The 18,400-nt window shown below is 47.5% G+C and carries 13 protein-coding genes; 5 read left to right on the plus strand and 8 right to left on the minus strand.

Annotated elements, in window-relative coordinates; all coding sequences use genetic code 11:
* The first annotated feature begins 22 nt into the window (after nt 1–22).
* From panE to csdA, 3 genes are read left to right on the plus strand one after another with little or no spacing between them, the layout of a single operon-like run.
* A complete protein-coding gene (gene panE, locus AACQ42_RS02625) occupies nt 23–913 on the plus strand; it encodes a 2-dehydropantoate 2-reductase (protein ID WP_094165954.1) in 891 nt (296 codons plus the stop codon).
* Nucleotides 910–1,509, plus strand: coding sequence for a DJ-1 family glyoxalase III (locus tag AACQ42_RS02630; protein ID WP_094165955.1), 600 nt, complete (start codon nt 910–912; stop codon nt 1,507–1,509). Before panE ends, AACQ42_RS02630 begins: the two co-directional genes overlap by 4 nt.
* Nucleotides 1,509–2,720 (plus strand): cysteine desulfurase CsdA, encoded by a 1,212-nt coding sequence (csdA, locus tag AACQ42_RS02635; protein WP_094165956.1) that lies wholly within the window; start codon nt 1,509–1,511, stop codon nt 2,718–2,720. Before AACQ42_RS02630 ends, csdA begins: the two co-directional genes overlap by 1 nt.
* A gap of 32 nt (nt 2,721–2,752) precedes the next feature.
* Here csdA and csdE read toward each other — a convergent pair whose 3' ends face one another.
* The 4 genes from csdE to AACQ42_RS02655 form a co-directional block, all read right to left on the minus strand.
* On the minus strand, nt 2,753–3,184 hold the full coding sequence (gene csdE / locus AACQ42_RS02640) for a cysteine desulfurase sulfur acceptor subunit CsdE (RefSeq protein WP_094165957.1): 432 nt from the start codon (nt 3,182–3,184) through the stop codon (nt 2,753–2,755).
* Between the two features lie 5 nt (nt 3,185–3,189).
* Nucleotides 3,190–3,999 carry a tRNA cyclic N6-threonylcarbamoyladenosine(37) synthase TcdA gene (tcdA, locus tag AACQ42_RS02645; protein ID WP_017049732.1) on the minus strand — a complete coding sequence of 270 codons (810 nt, stop codon included), beginning with the start codon at nt 3,997–3,999 and terminating at the stop codon, nt 3,190–3,192.
* Between the two features lie 90 nt (nt 4,000–4,089).
* Complete coding sequence (gene mltA / locus AACQ42_RS02650; protein WP_013856156.1) at nt 4,090–5,193, minus strand: murein transglycosylase A; 1,104 nt, start codon at nt 5,191–5,193, stop codon at nt 4,090–4,092.
* 69 nt (nt 5,194–5,262) lie between these two features.
* Entirely contained in the window at nt 5,263–5,730 is a 468-nt protein-coding gene (locus AACQ42_RS02655; protein ID WP_064625834.1) for a DUF2850 domain-containing protein, read from the minus strand.
* Nucleotides 5,731–5,881: 151 nt separating this feature from the next.
* Here AACQ42_RS02655 and argA point away from each other — a divergent pair, with 151 nt between their 5' ends.
* Together argA and AACQ42_RS02665 are read left to right on the plus strand one after the other, a co-directional pair.
* On the plus strand, nt 5,882–7,219 hold the full coding sequence (gene argA, locus AACQ42_RS02660) for an amino-acid N-acetyltransferase (protein ID WP_026027647.1): 1,338 nt from the start codon (nt 5,882–5,884) through the stop codon (nt 7,217–7,219).
* Between the two features lie 257 nt (nt 7,220–7,476).
* Complete coding sequence (locus tag AACQ42_RS02665; RefSeq protein WP_013856153.1) at nt 7,477–7,656, plus strand: hypothetical protein; 180 nt, start codon at nt 7,477–7,479, stop codon at nt 7,654–7,656.
* 114 nt (nt 7,657–7,770) lie between these two features.
* Here AACQ42_RS02665 and recD read toward each other — a convergent pair whose 3' ends face one another.
* From recD to AACQ42_RS02685, 4 genes are all read right to left on the minus strand, one after another.
* The gene (recD, locus tag AACQ42_RS02670) at nt 7,771–9,897 is read right to left on the minus strand and encodes an exodeoxyribonuclease V subunit alpha (RefSeq protein WP_094165958.1); all 2,127 of its coding nucleotides are present in this window, start codon (nt 9,895–9,897) and stop codon (nt 7,771–7,773) included.
* A complete protein-coding gene (gene recB / locus AACQ42_RS02675) occupies nt 9,894–13,511 on the minus strand; it encodes an exodeoxyribonuclease V subunit beta (protein WP_094165959.1) in 3,618 nt (1,205 codons plus the stop codon). Before recB ends, recD begins: the two co-directional genes overlap by 4 nt.
* Before the next feature lie 273 nt (nt 13,512–13,784).
* Nucleotides 13,785–17,228, minus strand: coding sequence for an exodeoxyribonuclease V subunit gamma (gene recC, locus AACQ42_RS02680; RefSeq protein ID WP_094165960.1), 3,444 nt, complete (start codon nt 17,226–17,228; stop codon nt 13,785–13,787).
* A gap of 98 nt (nt 17,229–17,326) precedes the next feature.
* Entirely contained in the window at nt 17,327–18,343 is a 1,017-nt protein-coding gene (locus tag AACQ42_RS02685; protein WP_094165961.1) for a TDT family transporter, read from the minus strand.
* Nucleotides 18,344–18,400: the final 57 nt, after the last annotated feature.

Below are 18,400 nucleotides of genomic sequence, written 5' to 3' on the forward strand. Positions count from 1 at the left end.
AAGTTAACAATGGAGAGGTGTTATGAATATCGTCGTGCTTGGGCCGGGCGCGGTTGGGTTGCTTTGGGCGACAAAGCTGCATGCTGCTGGACACCGCGTTTCATTATGGGGCAGACAACCTCAATCTTCACTTTCCATTGCTTTAGATAAACAGGCGTCTATTACCCTGCCCTGCAATGATCACAGCGCGCTCTGCCATGCTGATCTCTTACTGATTACCGTTAAGGCTTGGCAAGTCGAGCAGGCGCTCACTCCGCTGCTAAATACTCTAAATCGTGACACCATTTTGCTATTTATGCACAACGGCATGGGCGCGCTTGATTCGATGCAAGATCCACTGAATGACTTTCCTATTGTGCTTTCAACCACCACGCACGGTGCACTCAAGCCGTCAATGAACCAAGTGTTGCATACTGGCAAAGGCGTAACTCAATTAGGGGCTTACAACGCCCAAGGCAAGCAGTGTCAATTTCTAGTGGATGTACTTCAGCATGCATTGCCAGACGTAATGTGGAATAACACGATTGAAGAAGCACTGTGGCATAAGCTTGCAATTAACTGCACGATTAACCCGCTCACCGCGTTAGAGCAATGTCGCAATGGTGAGTTAGCCGATGAACGCTTCCAACGGCCGCTGGAAAATATTGTTGCAGAAGTCGCCGATGTCATGAGCGCTGAAGGCTTTGCGATCACTCAATCATCACTGCTTGCTAAGGTTAAGCAGGTGATTCAAGCCACAGCAGAGAATTATTCGTCAATGCATCAAGATATTTTCTATCAACGTAAGACTGAGATAGACTTTATTACGGGCTATTTACTGAAGAAAGCAGAGCAACATCAGCTCGCAACACCAGAAAATAGTAAGCTATATCACGCCATTCAACAGATAGAACACCGCTGGAAAAGCCAATGAGTAAACGAATTTTAGTCCCGATAGCAACGGGCTGCGAAGAGATGGAAGCGATCACCGTGATTGATATGATGGTCAGAGCTGGCTATCAAGTCGTGGTTGCCAGTGCTAATCTCGACGGGCAATTGATGATGAAAGCCTCACGCGGAGTGACATTAACCGCAGACTGTAAACTGCAGGATGTGATCGATGAAGAGTTTGACGTGATTGCGCTGCCCGGTGGCGTTGGAGGCGCTGAGATCTTTCGTGACAATCCAGTGCTAATCGAAATGCTCAAGCAACAGCATAACCATGGTCGATGGTTGGCGGCTATTTGTGCCACGCCAGCCTTAGTTTTGCAACATCATCAGCTTTTCCCGCAAGCGATCATGACAGGGCACCCGGCTTTTCGCGATCATATCCCCACTGATTTATGGCGAGATCAACGCGTAACCATCGATACAAACCATCAATTAATCACCAGCCAAGGGCCGGGAACAGCACTTGAGTTCGCGATGGAGATCATCATATCACTCTCAGGTAAAGCACACGCATGGTCAGTTGCACAGCCAATGGTGACACAGGCAGCATTGAATTATCACAAGTTAGGTGAGCAATAATGTTTGACGTGCAGACCATTCGCGACCAATTCCCCGCGCTCAATCAAGCCGTGGATGGCGAGACTCTGATTTATCTAGACAGCGCCGCTACCACGCAAAAGCCGCAAGTGGTGATAGATGCCATTAGCCATTACTACAGTACGCAAAATGCCAATGTACATCGTGGTAGCCATCGCTTAACGGCCAAAGCGACCAGCGATTTTGAAGCGGCGCGTGACGCTATGGCTCAATTTATTGGCGCATCATCTCGCAAAGAGATTATTTGGACTCGCGGAGCGACCGAAGCGATCAACCTGATCGCGCAGACTTACGCACGTAATACATTGCAAGCCGGTGATGAGATTCTGGTCAGTGAAATGGAACACCACGCCAATATAGTGCCTTGGCAAATCGTCGCGGCTCAAACCGGAGCAAGCGTCGTCAAAGTCCCCATCACGCCAGAGTGCCACTTTGATCTTGAGGCTTTTCAAACACGATTATCGAGTAAAACCAAAATTGTCGCCCTAGCCCATACCACCAACGTAACGGGTACGCGCCAACCGATTGAAACTGTGATTAAACTAGCGCACCAAGTCGGCGCGGTGGTCGTGATTGATGGCGCGCAAGGAATTGTGCATGAAACTGTCAACGTGCGCGAACTCGACGCCGACTTTTATCTCTTTTCTGGGCACAAGCTTTACGCTCCCGCTGGCATTGGCGTTCTGTACGGAAAATTAGCGCTGCTTGAAACAATGCCTCCATGGCATGGCGGCGGCAAGATGGTAGAAAAAGTGTCGTTTGAAGGCACAACATTTGCCGAACTGCCGGGGAAATTTGAAGCAGGCACACCGAATGTCGCAGGAGCGATAGCCCTTGCCAAAGCAATCGAATGGTTACAAAACTGCAATCGGACGACCGTAGAAACTCACCTGCATAGATTGCAAGCACGTACTTATCAAGCCCTGCAACAGCTCGATGATATTCGCGTAATCGGCTATCAACCGAATGCCAGTATTCTCAGTTTTGTGATGGATGGCGTTCATCATCAAGACATAGCCACCTTACTCGATCAGCAAGGCATCGCGGTTCGCTCTGGCCATCACTGCGCTCACCCATTAATGGATGCGCTCGGATTAACTGGCACCGTGAGAATTTCGTTTGGTATTTACAATACCGAACAAGAGGTTGAACAGTTGATCGCCGCCATCACTAAAGCGGTTGATATGCTGTAATAATTCCCCCTTTCATCAAAAGGGGGAGATGCTCAGCTTGGATCGATATTTTTTATCTTATCGACAATGGCTTTAAGGCCATTACCACGTGAAGGACTTAAATGGGCAATCAAGCCTATTTTTTCAAAATAAGCATCCACATCAAACGCTTGAATTTGTGCGTAGGTCTTGCCGTTGTACGCAGCAAGGACTAAAGCAATTAAACCACGCACAATCCGCGCATCCGAATCGGCACAGAAAGACCATATTCCTTGGTGCTCCTGCCCCACTAACCATACTTGACTCTCGCAGCCTGCAACACTGACTTGCTGCGATTTCAAAGCATCAGGCATCGTGGGCAATAACTTCCCCCACTGGATCACTTGTCGATAGCGATCTTCCCAGCCAGTAAAATTTTGCATGGTCGCCACAATGTCATCAGCGCTAATCTCACGATCAAAGGGGGAGGCAGGAAAAGGAGTCATTAACGTTACACCTTATGTTTCTGAATTAACTTTTCAACAATGCGCGCTACGGCAACAAAACCAAAGGTTGCGGTAACAACCGTCGCAGCGCCAAATCCGCTGGCGCAATCCATCCGCTTTGGCCCTTCTGCGGTTGATTTCACCGCGCACACACTGCCATCGGCTTGCGGATATTTGAGCTGCTCTGTCGAGAACACGCAATCAATACCAAACTTACGCGCAGGGTTTACAGGGAAATTATGGCGATGACGAAGCGTATCTTTGAGTTTTTTTGCCAATGGGTCTTGAATCGTTTTGGTTAAATCCGCGACCTTGATTTGAGTTGGATCAACTTGACCACCCGCACCACCGACGGTAATCACTTTAATTTTATTGCTACGGCAATAAGCCAGTAGTGAAGCTTTCGCTTTTAAACTGTCTATCGCATCAAGCACGTAATCGAACGTTTGACTCAAATAGCGGTGCTGGTTATCTGGCGTGATAAAGTCATCAATTAAGTGCACCACACACTCAGGGTTGATGAGCTTGACCCGCTCGGCCATCACTTCAATCTTACTTTGCCCAACCGTACCGCTCATCGCATGGATTTGACGGTTGATGTTGGTGACGCACACATCGTCCATATCAATCAGCGTTAACTCGCCAATGCCGGTGCGCGCCAATGCTTCGACTGCCCACGAGCCAACGCCACCGATACCAATCACACACACATGCGCAGCACGCAGTATTTCAACCTCACGATTTCCATAAAGGCGACGAGTGCCTCCGAAGCGTTGGTTGTAGCTATCTGAAGCGGGGGTATCGAGTTCACGCATAATTAAAAGTCCGATTGAAAGCGATAGAAAAATAAAGAGTGCGATTTATACGCACTCTTTATTTAAAAGTCTAGGTCGAAACCTGTGTCACTATTGTAGCTTTTCAGGCGGCAATGCCCAAGGCGCTTGTGTGGCTGAGTTTTCTAACCCCAGTTTCCAAACGCGACCAAAATGTTTGTAATGCCCAGCTTCCGTTCCGGCGCGCTCGCCCATGCCATGGTACAGATCGAGGTGGTTATCTTTTACCGCGCCGCCCGTATCTAGCACAATCAACATTCTCAACTGATGAGCGCCACTCCATGTACCATCTGCATTGAGCAGCGGCACTTCTGCTAAAATAGGTGTGCCCATTGGAAAGATGGAACGATCTCCGGCCACCGATGCCATCGGCAGGAGTGGAATACCAGCAGAGCCAGTGACAGGGGCTGCCGCTTTGGGCGCAAAAAAGACATAGGAAGGATTTTGCTCTAGCAGCTCTCTCACCGTCGGTTCATCATTGGCTAGCACCCATTCCTTGATCGCTTTGAGTGACATTTTCTCTCGTGTCACTTCACCTCGTTCAATCAAGACTTTGCCAATACTGATGTAGGCTTTGTTATTCTTACCTGCGTAAGCGAAGTACTCAAGCGTATCGTCATCTTCAAAATGCACAAAACCACTGCCTTGCACCTCCATAATGAAAGGGTCAATCAGGTTCGCCGCATAACCTAACTCAAGCCCTTTTTCAGCTAACGCACCATCATAAATTTGCGCACGCGTTGGGCAATCGGCCGAACATTCAGGCAAACCAAATACGGGATATTTGAATATTTCATCCGGTTGATGGCGAAGCTCCATCACCGGAGAAAAATAGCCAGTGAAAAGCACATTACCTTTTTTATCGCCACCACCAAGCTGCGCCGCTTGTATTCCAAAATTCGCCAAATCTTGTGGATCACCACTTTGCAAAATCCATTCACTGATCTGTTGATACAAAGGTTGATAAATCGCTGCCATCGACGCCGAGCGAGTCACCACTTGTTCGCTCTGTTTGGAAAATTGCGTAAAGTCACGTGGCGTATTGGACTGCACCGTGTCTACTTTGTTGAGCGCTTTAGAGAAATCACCATCCAAATATTGCTGAGCACGGTCGGTCGGTTGAGCACAACCAAACAGCAGCAGTACTGCCGCAAGAGGAAAAATTTGCTTAATCACAGAAGTTATCCGTTATTTGAGTTGCTAAAAGCATGACAAACTCGCGCCTAAACCGCAATCAGCGAATTGTTAACGGAGGTTTTTTTGGTATTTTCCTGACAATCGGAAGGTTGGATTGTAGTGCGACGACGACATTTGTGTCATTTCGGTATTGTTATCATCACGCATTTTGTAACGATAGCTCGTATCACCAATCTGGTATTCTAAAAAATGACCATCAAACTCAAATGAAGTGGTGAGTACTCGGCCACTACTGATCACGCCTGCTTTCCCCAATTCAATTCGTTTGGCTGAATAAGGGGCAACATACTGCTCAACCCAAACCCCATACACCTCATCTTTTGGCGAAAAATAGTTTTCCAACCGAGTAAAGAGATCACCGTATAGCGACGCTACGGAAAACAAGCCAATCATCACAACCAGCATCAAGCCTCGTTCAATGTACTTACGTCTTCGCAAGTTTGTGAACTGAGGCGTAGCCGTAAGGCCTACGTTTTTTGTCATTTTCATGCGACTCAACTCGTTGGTTTTGGCCATATTTCGCCTTTATTGGCAAGCAGTCTAACGTGTCCTAAATCAGAGATAAAATCGGCGATTGAATAATTGCACCAAACTCAAAAAACCACTTGCCGACACGTGAATAAAAAGTCATTATTTGAACATATTTAAACACCAAGGTGCTCTCAGAGTGAAAATTCGCAGTACAGCTCTCGTTAAAGGATTTAGACAATCTGCTCCCTATGTTAACGCTCACCGTGGTAAAACCATGGTGATCATGCTCGGCGGTGAAGCGATTGCCGATAAAAATTTCGCTAATATCATCAGCGATCTCGCACTGCTGCATAGCCTTGGTGTCAAAATTGTTTTGGTGCACGGTGCTCGCCCACAAATCAATCAAATTCTGGCGACACATCATTGCTCCACTCCTTATCACAAAGGCATTCGGGTCACTGATGAGGAAGCGCTCAGCTTAGTCATGCAAGCCGCGGGGCAGCTCCAACTCGCTATCACAGCACGCCTTTCAATGAGCTTAAATAACACGCCAATGGCAGGAACTCAGCTCAATATCGTTAGTGGTAATTTTGTTATCTCTCAACCATTAGGTATAGATGATGGTGTCGATTATTGCCACAGTGGCCGCATTCGCCGTATTGATATTGAAGGCATCAACCGTATGCTTGACCAAGGTTCGATCGTGCTACTGGGGCCTATTGCGAGTTCCGTCACTGGCGAATGTTTTAATTTGCTCTCTGAAGAAGTAGCCACACAAGTCGCAATACGCCTAAAAGCAGATAAGCTGATCGGTTTTTGCTCAGAGCAAGGCATTATCGATGAGCAAGGCAACGCAATTGCTGAACTGTTCCCATCTGATGTTGAACGGATAATGCAGCGTATTGAAGCAGATACCGACCAAGTTCAGGATAATAGCTCAGGTACCTCACGCTTTCTGCGAGCCGCCGTTTCAGCGTGCCGCGCAGGTGTGCCACGTAGTCACTTAGTCAGTTACAAACAAGATGGTGCTTTGATCCAAGAGTTGTTCTCTTTTGACGGGATCGGTACTCAGATTGTCATGGCAAGTGCCGAACAAGTCCGTCAGGCACAGATCGATGATATCGGCGGAATTTTCGATTTAATCCGCCCGTTAGAAGAACAAGGAATATTAGTACGGCGTTCACGTGAGCAGTTAGAGCAAGAGATCCACAAATTCACGATTATTGATAAAGATGGCTTATTGATTGGTTGCGCCGCGCTTTACCCTTACCCAGAAGAGGGCATGGCAGAAATGGCGTGTGTCGCTATTCACCAGGAGTATCGGGACGGCAACCGCGGTTTATTGTTACTCAATCACATGAAGCAACAAGCAAAATCGATGCGTTTAGATCGCCTCTTTGTTTTGACAACGCACAGTTTGCATTGGTTTAGAGAACAAGGTTTTTATGAAGTCGGTGTGGAATCGTTACCGATAACTAAACAGAGTTTGTACAACTATCAACGCCGTTCAAAAATTTTAGTACTGACGCTCTAACGTCAGGATATTGTATTTATTCGTTAAGTTATGGTGAATAGTTTATCTTTGTTCAAGTGCAAACGTTTTCATTATTTTGTATACAAAATAAGCGCTTTATTTAACTTAATATTATGTGTAGAATCCGCCGACATCATTAATGATGTACATTTAATGAACAACACAGGAACTTGGCTTTATACCGATTGGTCAGATACCAGTAGGTCGGCTTGCACGGATTGCTTTTACTACGACACGTACTTAAGAGCAAAAATTCTATGAAAACTGTTATTTGTAACTCACTTCAAAGCTTTTGGGATATGGCTGATAACCAATTCCTTGAAGGCCAACATGTGCATTGCGTATTTCCCGTTAACGACAAGCTACGAGTCTTTATACTCAGCTCGCAAGATCGTTATAAAATCAGAAACATCTCTTTTACTCATGCTTTCGCATAGCAGCACACCAAATCATTAATTGAGCTTCCCCTAAACAACGGAATGAATTCAACATACCATGTAAACTTCAAACTGTGTGGGGACTGCTCAAACTCGTTTATTCCAGTTGCTGATTTACGCTAGTCTCTTGTCTAATCTCGTAACTAAGCCGCTGGCTCGCTGCGTTTTTATCTTGAGCCCTCGTTTCATCGTTCCCATGTCAGCAAAAAGCATCAACTGCTTCTTGGCGCGCGTAATGCCAGTATAGATAAGCTCTCTGGTCAATATCGGGCTAAAATCAGGCGGTAAAATCATCAGTGTTAGATCAAACTCACTGCCTTGTGATTTATGGATGGTCATCGCATAGGCTGTTTCGTGCTCTGGTACGCGGCTTGGTAAAATAGCTTTCACGCTGCCATCTGGCAGCTCAAAATACACTTTCAAACGCGGTTCTTGCTCGCTCGTATCAAGCATGCATATGCCGATATCACCATTATACAAACCCAGCCCATGATCGTTACGCGCCACCATCACGGGTCGGCCGTGATACCAAATCTCATCTTGAGTATTGATCAACTTACGTGCGACCAGCGCACGTTCAATACGTTGATTCAAACCACTTACCCCAAAATCCCCTTCACGAATAGCGCAAAGCAAACGGCATTGATTAAAGCAATCCAATACGGCTTTGGCTTTTTGGGCTTGAGTTTCCGCAGTATAAGCACCAGAACTCTCGATGCGCGTGAGATAACGGCCATACTCCTTAACTAAGGTTTTCAGCATTAGGTTATAGCTTTCACTGCTGAGTGAGTGGTGCGTAATATCAGCATAATTACGTTTTAACACCTCATCCACCATAGCCACTTGCCCAGCATTGATCGCTTTTGCTAATTGACCGATGCCTGATCGGACATCAAAGCGGTAGCTTTTTTGCAGCATGCATAAACTGTCTGAAATCGGGGTTGCGTTAGGGTGTGAATGAGTAATCAAGGTTTGATAACCCGTTAACTTGGCTAAGTGTTCGCTGTGCGCTCGGCTGTAGCCTAAGATCAAAAATGAACAAATGTCCCCCAGCACAGCGCCCGCTTCGACTGACGCAAGTTGGTCTTTATCACCCAGTAAAATCAAGCGCGCGTGTTTGGGTAATGCCTCGATTAACTTGACCATCATAGGTAAATCGACCATCGATGCTTCATCAACCACCAATATATCCAAATGCAGCGGGTTACGCTGATGGTGACGAAACTCAACACTGTTAGGTATGACGCCCAATAAACGGTGAAGAGTGCTCGACTCGGTGGGAATCGCCGCTTTCAACGCCGGCTCAACCGCCAGTTCAGCCACCGCTTTACCGATCGATTCCGTTAAACGTGCCGCAGCTTTACCCGTTGGTGCGACCAATTTAATGGTGGGCGTCTCACCTTGCTGTTGGGCTTGGGTAATCAAAGCGGCTAGTAATTTGGTAACCGTGGTGGTTTTCCCGGTTCCAGGCCCACCAGAAATAACGGCAAAGCGGCGTGTCAGTGCCACTGCCGCTGCGACTTTTTGCCAGTTGATGCAAACGCTTTGCGGGATCAGCGTCTCTAATGCTTCGAGTTCTTTCACCGTACGTGCTTGGCTAATGACTTGATCAATCTCATTCCAATCAAGTTCATCGGCGTTGACCACATCCAGAAAATCACACACTTGTTGCTGGCGTGCTGATGCATTGGCTGTCTCTGGCAATTGGCGAAGCGCATGGAGCAGAAAGTGGTATTGACGCGCAAACAGTGTATCGAGCAGCAATTTTAGCTTTTGGACATCAGTAGGCTTTAGGCTCATGGGTGTCCCAAAGCTGATTAAACGCTGTGCTAAGGTAACTTCATAATGCCAATAACGGTGTAGATATAAACGTTGCCCATCAAACATTAAAGGCACCGCTTCCCCTTGTTGTCCGACTAAGTCTGAACGGTTGAGTAGCCAAGGCCAATCAATCGCCAATAGGTGCTGATTGACCGCCAATGCTGCCTCACCAAACAAGCCTAACTTAGCCGCGAGATCAACACCCTGCGCCGTTGAAGCATCCACTAAAGGTAAGCAGATATGTCCCTTGGCCAATTCAGCACTGACCACCGCGGCAATAAATCCGAGCGCTTGGCTATGTTCAGCGCCAAGTTGCTGCTGGCTTTTTTGTTCGATAAAAAGCGCGAATTGGTAATCTAACTGACGCATAGTGCCTTTTTCCGCTAACTGCTTAAGCGTTGTCATTAGCGTACTGCTCATAAATCTAACTCCATTTGCCCTGCATCGGTCGCGCGAGTATCTACGGTTTCTCCATCAATCAATCTGTCCATCTCATCAAGCAGTTCAAAGCTCGGTTTGGTTGAGAAAATCCCATGCTCAGACTCGCCATCCATGCCGCGCAAAAAGAGATAATAGACTCCGCCAAAATGGCGATGGTAGTCATAGTTTGCTAGACGACTGCGTAAGAATCGATGCAGCGCCAATGCGTAGAGTTGATATTGTAAATCATAGCGATGCTCTGCCATCGCCGCTTTCAAACGCTCGCCATGATAGGCGCTCACATCATCCCCCAAATGATTCGACTTCCAGTCCAGCACGTAATACTTTCCTTGATGCTCAAACAGCAAATCAATAAAGCCCTTCAGCATGCCCTGCACAGTGTAAAAACCAAGATCTCCGGCTTTGGCCGACAGTGGATCATGGCGTTGAATGACACGGTTCAATGCAGGAGCGCTCAGTACTTCTATCGGTAATAGAAATTCCATTTCAACCAAGCGCTGAGTGGCGGTTTTTTGGTTCAAACGCAACGTTTTGCCATCTAAAGGTGTCTGTAACACGGTATCGACCAGCGTTTGTAATACTGGTAACCATTCAATATCGATTTGTTCTCGCACCAGTAAATCAAGTATCACTTTTTGGTTAGCATCGCTGCTAGCAGGCTCAGTAAACTCTACCTCTTCAAAGAGAGAATGCAAAAAAGTACCGGGCGTTGCACCGCGTGGAAAAGTGAAAATGGAACGTTCTGGCTCAACCAGTAAAGCTTCCGCTTGCTCATCAGCAGAGTCGATATCAAAGCCTGAGACTTCTAAACTCGCGTCGTGGCTAGCGTGTTTCACACCTTGTTTTACCAACCCAGAATAGCTGGTCATTCGCCAAAAACGGTCAATCTGCGCTTGCAGTGTTTTGGCACTCAATACCGGCGTCTCGACGCTCAACGCTTTAAACGGCTCTGGTTGCTCTGCTGGTGGCTCAGAGACACGAATGGATTGATTGGATTGAGCGTGCAACGCAGCGTTAAGATCGGCAATGCCTGCGGCTTGACCATTTTGCAGTAGATAGCCAATGGCACTTAAATGCACACCGGTTGGCTCTTTGGTGGAGCGGCCATTACGCAGCGGCGCAATGCCGATAAAACAGCCATACACAGCACGAGTCAGCGCTACATAAATCAAGCGCAGATCTTCCGCAAGTCGCTCTTTATCTGCTTGCTTGAGAGAAGCTTCACTGGCGGTAATATCCAGCACAGTTTCCTCATTCACGGCATCATGATATTTGCCTTCACTTGCTTCACGGTAGCTAACCACAAACGGCAGAAACACTAAGTCGTATTCCAAACCTTTCGATTTGTGAATAGTGACGATCTGCACTAGGTTGCGTTCGGATTCCAAGCGTTGAATTTGATCATCACGGCCCCCTAGGCCATGCTCGGCGTCACTGATAGCTTGTGCCAGCCAGCGCAGCAAACCGTGATCGCTATCAATCTCTTGTCGCGCTTGCTGTAGTAGCTCACCGATGTGCATAAAATCGGTCAGTGAGCGCTCACCTTGCGGCTCTTCCAACCAACGTTCAGCGACGTGACGTTTACTCATCACACTGCGCAACATAGGAAGCACGCCGCGCTCAAGCCACAATTGGCGATATTGTTTAAATTCGTTAACCGCGTTTTCCCATACCGATTCGTCGTTGTTTAAATCATCCAAGCTGGCAGCATCTAACGCGAAAAGTGGTGAGGCCAAACAGGCCCGCAAGGCGCGATCATGTTCAGGAGTCAGTACTGCTTGCAATAGACGCTGTACATCTTGTGCTACCTCGCTGCTAAAAACACTATCGCGGTTCGAGAGATAAACACTGGCAATGCCTTGCGTGGCGAGCGCCTCTTTCACCATACGACCTTCATTACCCGTCCGTACTAAGACTGCGATGTCACCGGCTTGCACGCTCTTTTGCCCTTTAGCAGTATCAAAGTACGCTTGTTGATGCTGCGCGGCGCTCAAAATTGTCTGAATTTGGCTGGCGCACGCTTTGGCCATGCATTGCAGGTATTCGCCTTTTGGCAACGGGCTGTCTTGCGCTTCTTGCAGCCAATAGGTGAGCGCAGGTTGTACGGTTCCGTTAAGCCACCATTGACGCTGCTGCGCATTTGGGCTGGCTTCAACGGGTAAAAAGGGAATGTCTTGGTCGTAGATAAAAGCACTATCAGGCGTACTAAAAATCTGATTGACGGCATTGACCATATTCGCGCTAGAACGCCAGTTGGTCCCCAAGGTGTAGTGTGCGCTCACCTGTTTACGCGCTTTGATGTAGGTAAAAATGTCTGCACCACGAAACGCGTAAATCGCTTGTTTGGGGTCGCCAATCATAAACAAACCGCATTCAGCCTTAGGCAGATAAATACGGCTAAAAATACTGTATTGCAGTGGATCGGTATCTTGGAATTCATCGATCATCGCAACGGGGTAAAGGCTGCGAATCCGCTCAGTCAGTATGCCCAGCTCATCATTATCTATCGCGGCAGAAAGCTGAGTGAGCAAATCATCAAACGATAACCACTGCTTTTGTGCTTTCGCTTTGGCAAGCATGGCTCGGCAATGAGTAATAGCGTGCGCCAGCAGCGGCGCTTCTAAGCTGATGGGTTGTTGCAAAAAGAGCTCAATGGTCGTGAACAGCGCATGTTGCGGGGGTTGACCTTTTTTCGACTTAGCTTCCAACGCGCTTTGTGCAAACTCTTGTAATTCACTCGGTAGGTTCAATTCATGCTGTGGGTTGCTTGCCCACAACGCTAACCCTTCTAGCCGTTTCAGTAACGCTTTCTTGGTTGCTGCATGCAAATCTGAAGCTTCAATGCACGGCGGTAAATCATCGCATGAATCAAGCCACTGCTTTTTTAACGACTCTATGCGTGACAGGCACGATTGATAAAGCGCGCTTAAATCGCCACTCATCGCTTCAACAGAGAGCGTTAGCGCCGAGCCAGTTAAATAGCCACTGATTTTTTCAAGCAGCGCCGCTGGTGATGACCATAAACGGCGCACTTCCGCAGCAAGCTGAATCGACAACGGATAGAACTGACGACGCCAATAATCCGCGACCACTTGCGCTTTTAGATGACTTTCATCGGTCACAAATTCGTTATTAAAACGGCTTCCCGATTCAAACGCATTTTGGGTGAGCATACGCTGGCAAAAACCGTGAATGGTATAGACTGCCGCTTCATCCATCTGCCGTTCCGCTTGCAGTAATATTTGCGCCGCTTGCTTGTGATGACGGGTTTGCTCAAGTAGCGGTTTGATAACAGGGTCATCACTGAAACCGCGCGAAAAAGCGATACGCGCCTCATGAATGCGCCGCCGAATACGGTCGCGAAGCTCAGCAGTGGCAGCTTCAGTAAAAGTAACCACTAGAATTTGATCGACCGTCAGTGGCACTTGATGACGTGACTTTGCATCACCATGCCCAAGTAACAGGCGCAAATACAAACCTGCAATGGTGAAGGTTTTACCTGTGCCCGCCGACGCTTCGATAAGCCTTGCACCGTGCAGCGGGAACGTAAGGGTATTTAATGGTGTTGTGACCGTAGCCGGGGTCATACTCATAAACAGTTAGCCTTTGAATACGCAAGCGAATGTGATCGCGCTTGAATAATGGTATGAATAATCAAAATAAGTTTATAAATTAAGACGTTGTGAGATCTTTCTCACGGTTCGCCAAACGGGCAGCCTTTACTATCCGCGCCACGTGTTTCGTCAATCTCACGATGATGCGAACCAACCAAATCATGGTCCCTCTGACCTGTGGCCGTACAGAAAACGCCCTACACAATAATGATTGACTGGCGGCCACTTTACTTTCCAAGCAGTTATCCATCGCTAAACATCCTGCGCTACTTGAACCCACAATCGTGGTCCTTGCATCACCAACGTGGCCAATAAACGCACCTGCTCAGCTAAGGCTTCATTCCACTGCGGCCAAATCCGCGCGATGTAAACATTGCTTCCTTCACCGTGGCTCATGTAACTTTCATTAAAGCTATCAGCCATTTTCTTGAGCGATTTATCGCGATCATCAACCCATTGACCACGGCTGAAGCCAGCTTCCACACAGGCTAACGCGGTTTTTGGAAAGTAAGCGAGCGGCGCTGTCATACCTTGATAAAACAAACCCACCAGTTCTGCGAGCAACGCTTTGGCTTGTTTGGTATCGGGCATGGGCGGATAAATAAAATGCTGCACACCTTCTTTACGATCGTAGCCCATCAAATGAGTAGGTTGACTTTCGCCCATCGCCGCTAGTGAGAGATGATCAATCCACGCGGCTAAATAGTCCTGCGCGCGAATCGAACCACTGCGGTAGCGCACTAAACCGGATTGATAGCGCTTAGTCAGCCACCCCGTCAGTTGTACGTTTTTGCCTTCACCAAACAATTCAAATCGCAGATCGATCTCTTGGTCATCAAGTGGCGAATGGCATAAGAAAGCGATTCTTTGCGCCAATTCTTGTGCTTGCACGCGATTAGTTTCAAATTCCAAGGCTCCAAAAGCACCAATCGGTAACTTTCCTTGCGCGCGCTGCTGGTCAATGAATCTCTCAAGGGCATGCGGTGAATTGGGTTGATCAAGCAGCAACTCTAGCAGTTCATCGCGTAACTGGTAGCTCTCCAAGCCGTTTAAGGCAAAGGGTTCATCATCTTCCATTACCGGTAACGGAGGCTCGAACGTCACTTTAAGGCGACGGTTAAAGAAATATTGCACAGGCAAACGCCAAAACCGTTGCAGCTCAACCAGATCTAAACTGACAGGAAAGCTCGCCCCTTGTAAATAATCGCTTAGGGCGAGATTAAACTCACCACTGGCTCGCCCTTGCCGACTGGCGGCAGGTAGCCACTCTTTGGCATAGCTACCAGTTTTACTCAAAAAAGCATTAGGGCTAAAAGGCACCATGGCGTGAGTGGTCGTTAAAGCACAGGCTAAATTTTTGGCCGATTGATCGCTGCCAAGCGCTTCATCCCCGACCAAACAGTAATTTTGTTGGCAATACTCTAAAAGCTCAGAGACCAACACTGAAGGAACGCGTTCGGTATTATCTTGAATTGAGCGTCCGACGTAGCTGATGTACAAAGTTTGCTGCGCCGAGAGCATCGCTTCTAAGAACAAATAGCGGTCATCGTCACGCCGCGAGCGATCGCCAGCGCGGGTGCGACCGTTCATCAAATCAAACCCTTCGGCTGGCATAGTGCGCGGGTAAACGCCATCGTTCATTCCTAGTAAACAAACGGTTTTAAAAGGGATGGAACGCATTGGCATTAAAGTACAGAAATTGACTTGTCCCGCCAGAAAACGCTGGCTGATGCGCGTACCTGACAATTTGTTTTGCAAATATTGAGTAATAATACTTGGCGCAAGTGCTTGCTCATAACCGGCCTCGGCCAGTTGATCTTTTAACTGCGACAAGGTGTCACGAATCGACTTGAGTGCGAGCTCCCCTTCCAACTCAACCTTGAAAAAAGCGCCAAGCATCTCACCGATCAAGCGACGCCACTCGTCCACGCTTTGGGTCTGCGCTAACTGCTCGCGGTAATGGCTCACTTGCTGAATAAAGTGCGCTAATTTACCCGCCAATTCAGCGTTAATGCCTTGCACTTCATTATAAGGAGCGAGCGTCACTTCGCCTTGCGTAAATAAACCCGCTGAGGCAGGCATGGCATAACCAAGTAACATGCGCTCAACCCCGAATTGCCAAGTATTTTGCTCGGTCTGCGGCAACTCAAATTGTTGCGCGGTGCTAGCATTAAGCCCCCAGCGAATACCTGACTCTTCTACCCACAATTTGGCTTGCGCAAAGTCTTGCTCATTAAGCTCAAATTTTGCCATCATCGCCGGAGTTTCAAGCAGCTCTAATAACTCTGACGCTAGGCAGCGAGAATCGGGTAAATGCACTAATTGCATAAATGCCGCTAAGATCGGGCTCTCTTGATCTGCCGTACGGTCTGAAATGGAGTAAGGAATAAAGCGCTCACCCGGCGCGTTACCAAATACTGCCGCAATGGCTGGGCTGTAAGCATTGATGTCCGCCACCATCACAATAATATCGCGCGGTTTCAGTTCAGGGTCAGCATCAAACATTGCCAGCAATTGATCATGCAACACTTCCACTTCTCGCATCGGGCTATGGCAAGCATGAAGAGTGAGCGATGGATCATCCAAAGCAATCACTTGTTTGTGGTCGCTACTGTCCAGTTGACTATCATCTCGATGCTCTTGCAAATGTAAGATGTCGGCCTGCAACTGATGCAATAAGTTATCGCGTGGCAGATCAATAAAAAATTCGTGCTCTTCATTTTCCGTTTGGGAGAGTAAAAAAAGATTATCGCGCCCAAGTTTCCCCATCGAGGCTAATAACTCATTGCCAACCGCAGCTTCGGTATGCAATTCATCCACGAGGTTAGCTTCAATGTCGCCTTTAAGCGGCGAGCGTTGCCCTTCAAACTGAATCTCATCACCTTGTAAGGCGAACGTTTTACGTTGCTGACTGTGCAGTCTGGCGAGCGTTTTTCTATCTCGAAGATCGCCCCAATAATGCTGACAAGGGTTGGTAAACATCAAGTGAACATCAATCTGCTCGCCCAACGCTTTGAGTGCATCCATATAACGAGGCGGCAGTGACGAAATACCGAAAATAAACAAACGTTTAGGCAGTTTGGTTAAATCAACCGAGCCACGCGCAAGCTGATCAATAAAACTTTGATAGAGATTGGCACGATGGTAGTGCGACTGGCCTTGATCTAGCGTGTATTGATATAAGGCTTGCCATAATATCGGCTGCCATGGATGCTCATCACCAATCTCGCTCACATCATCGCCCGCCTCCCACTTGGCAATCCAGTCGGGGCGGTAGACTAAATAACCATCAAAAATATCGGCAATTTTCTCGGCCAACTGATAGAGCTTGGAATGGTCATCATCCTGTTCAAGATAACGCTGCAGAGGAGCAAAGGGGTCGAGCGTGAGCAAGGTTGGCAACAGATGCATCAGTTTCCACGTCATCGCTTCTTTGTTAAAAGCACTGCGCTTAGGCACATCAGGTAGCACTTTAGTGAACATGTCCCAGATAAAGGTCGCCGGTAGAGGAAACTCAAGGTTCGCCGCCACACCGAGCTCTTTCGCTAAGGCCATTTTGAGCCATTGCGACATCCCCGGGCTTTGCACCAAGATCTGCTCTTTCTCAAAGGGGTTGGCTAACGGCGCACTTTTGATCAAATGCACGAGTAGGATCTTTAAGGTATCGACTTTATTGGAATGGTAGACAGTAAACAAAATGCACTCACGCTTTTCTTGTCACAATAAGGACTGAGATTAGCATAAGTGCATTCTATACTTGAGAATTTTATGTTTTGAATTGCCTAAACTGCAGGCTATTTCATTTCACAGTTCAATGCGTGTTCATCTTGCTCTTCTAGCTCATTCATGCTGCTGAGTAGCACGCGATGAGGTTGATAGAAATTTAAGTAACGAATAGCAACATAACCCACCACAATAGTTGCCACAATCAACTCTAACCCAGCTAACCAATGCACTTGCTTTACATACTCAGCACTCACCCCAACGGTTTCCATCCAATGTGTGAGTTTAAATAGCGCCGTTGCACCAATCACCATTGGGAAGGTAAACGCTGCGTAGCCTGGGCTAAAAGGCAAGCGTAATAATTTAAAGAATGCTAAGTAGATAATCGTTGTCATTAACACGGCAATACCAAATAAAATGCCGATAATCACTGGCGATGGGTTAGCCGTGACAGTTAAGTAACCAGCCAATGAGAGGCTCGCTGGTGCCGCCAAAATAGCCATGGTTGGTTTTGCTGCATCTGGTACTTCATGTGTGAACATGAAACGGTAAATCATCATCGGCAGCATCACCGCATAAGCGACTAAACCGAACATCATGGTTGCATTTACGATTGGTGCAAGTGCTGGGTTTCCAGAAAATGCCACATCGGCCACAATAATACCCACAGGTGGAACGAACCAACTTGGCACCATGTGGTGAAGTTCAAAAGACTGCGCGCGATGGTACAAAAAACTGACCAAGAAGATGATGTGCAAACCCACAGCAAATAGCCATAACGCATCACCAGCCATTGGGTAAAAATGGCCTAATGAATTGGAAACCACCATTGTGCCCATCGCAAAAGTAGGCACAACACTGCCCACAACCGGATGAGCGAGATCTTGGCGTAATAAGTGGCCATGAAAGAGAAATTTAAACGCAAGAACCACCAGCAACACGCTGGCAATAACGGCCCCACTTAATTGTCCATAACCTTGTAATGGTGCAAAGTTTTCCCAACTCCAACCCAAGCTTGCGATGCCTAGAGCTAAACCCGCCATAGGGGTTGGCGCACCCATAACTTTCGCTTTTGCTGCTCGAATCATATTGACCTCTCATCAGAACTAACAAAGTAGTTGTTCAATGTCGCTATCATACGCTTG

This window comes from Vibrio sp. V12_P9A6T4 (assembly GCF_963874835.1).
Taxonomy (GTDB): Bacteria; Pseudomonadota; Gammaproteobacteria; order Enterobacterales; family Vibrionaceae; genus Vibrio; species Vibrio anguillarum.

Excerpts from the sequence above, each read along its gene's own strand:
- AACQ42_RS02685 (WP_094165961.1), bottom strand. The coding sequence starts at position 18,343 with ATGATTCGAGCAGCAAAAGCGAAAGTTATGGGTGCGCCAACCCCTATG.
- panE (WP_094165954.1), top strand. The coding sequence starts at position 23 with ATGAATATCGTCGTGCTTGGGCCGGGCGCGGTTGGGTTGCTTTGGGCG.
- recB (WP_094165959.1), bottom strand. The coding sequence starts at position 13,511 with ATGAGTATGACCCCGGCTACGGTCACAACACCATTAAATACCCTTACG.
- AACQ42_RS02665 (WP_013856153.1), top strand. The coding sequence starts at position 7,477 with ATGAAAACTGTTATTTGTAACTCACTTCAAAGCTTTTGGGATATGGCT.
- AACQ42_RS02630 (WP_094165955.1), top strand. The coding sequence starts at position 910 with ATGAGTAAACGAATTTTAGTCCCGATAGCAACGGGCTGCGAAGAGATG.
- recD (WP_094165958.1), bottom strand. The coding sequence starts at position 9,897 with ATGAGCAGTACGCTAATGACAACGCTTAAGCAGTTAGCGGAAAAAGGC.
- tcdA (WP_017049732.1), bottom strand. The coding sequence starts at position 3,999 with ATGCGTGAACTCGATACCCCCGCTTCAGATAGCTACAACCAACGCTTC.
- csdE (WP_094165957.1), bottom strand. The coding sequence starts at position 3,184 with ATGACTCCTTTTCCTGCCTCCCCCTTTGATCGTGAGATTAGCGCTGAT.
- csdA (WP_094165956.1), top strand. The coding sequence starts at position 1,509 with ATGTTTGACGTGCAGACCATTCGCGACCAATTCCCCGCGCTCAATCAA.
- AACQ42_RS02655 (WP_064625834.1), bottom strand. The coding sequence starts at position 5,730 with ATGGCCAAAACCAACGAGTTGAGTCGCATGAAAATGACAAAAAACGTA.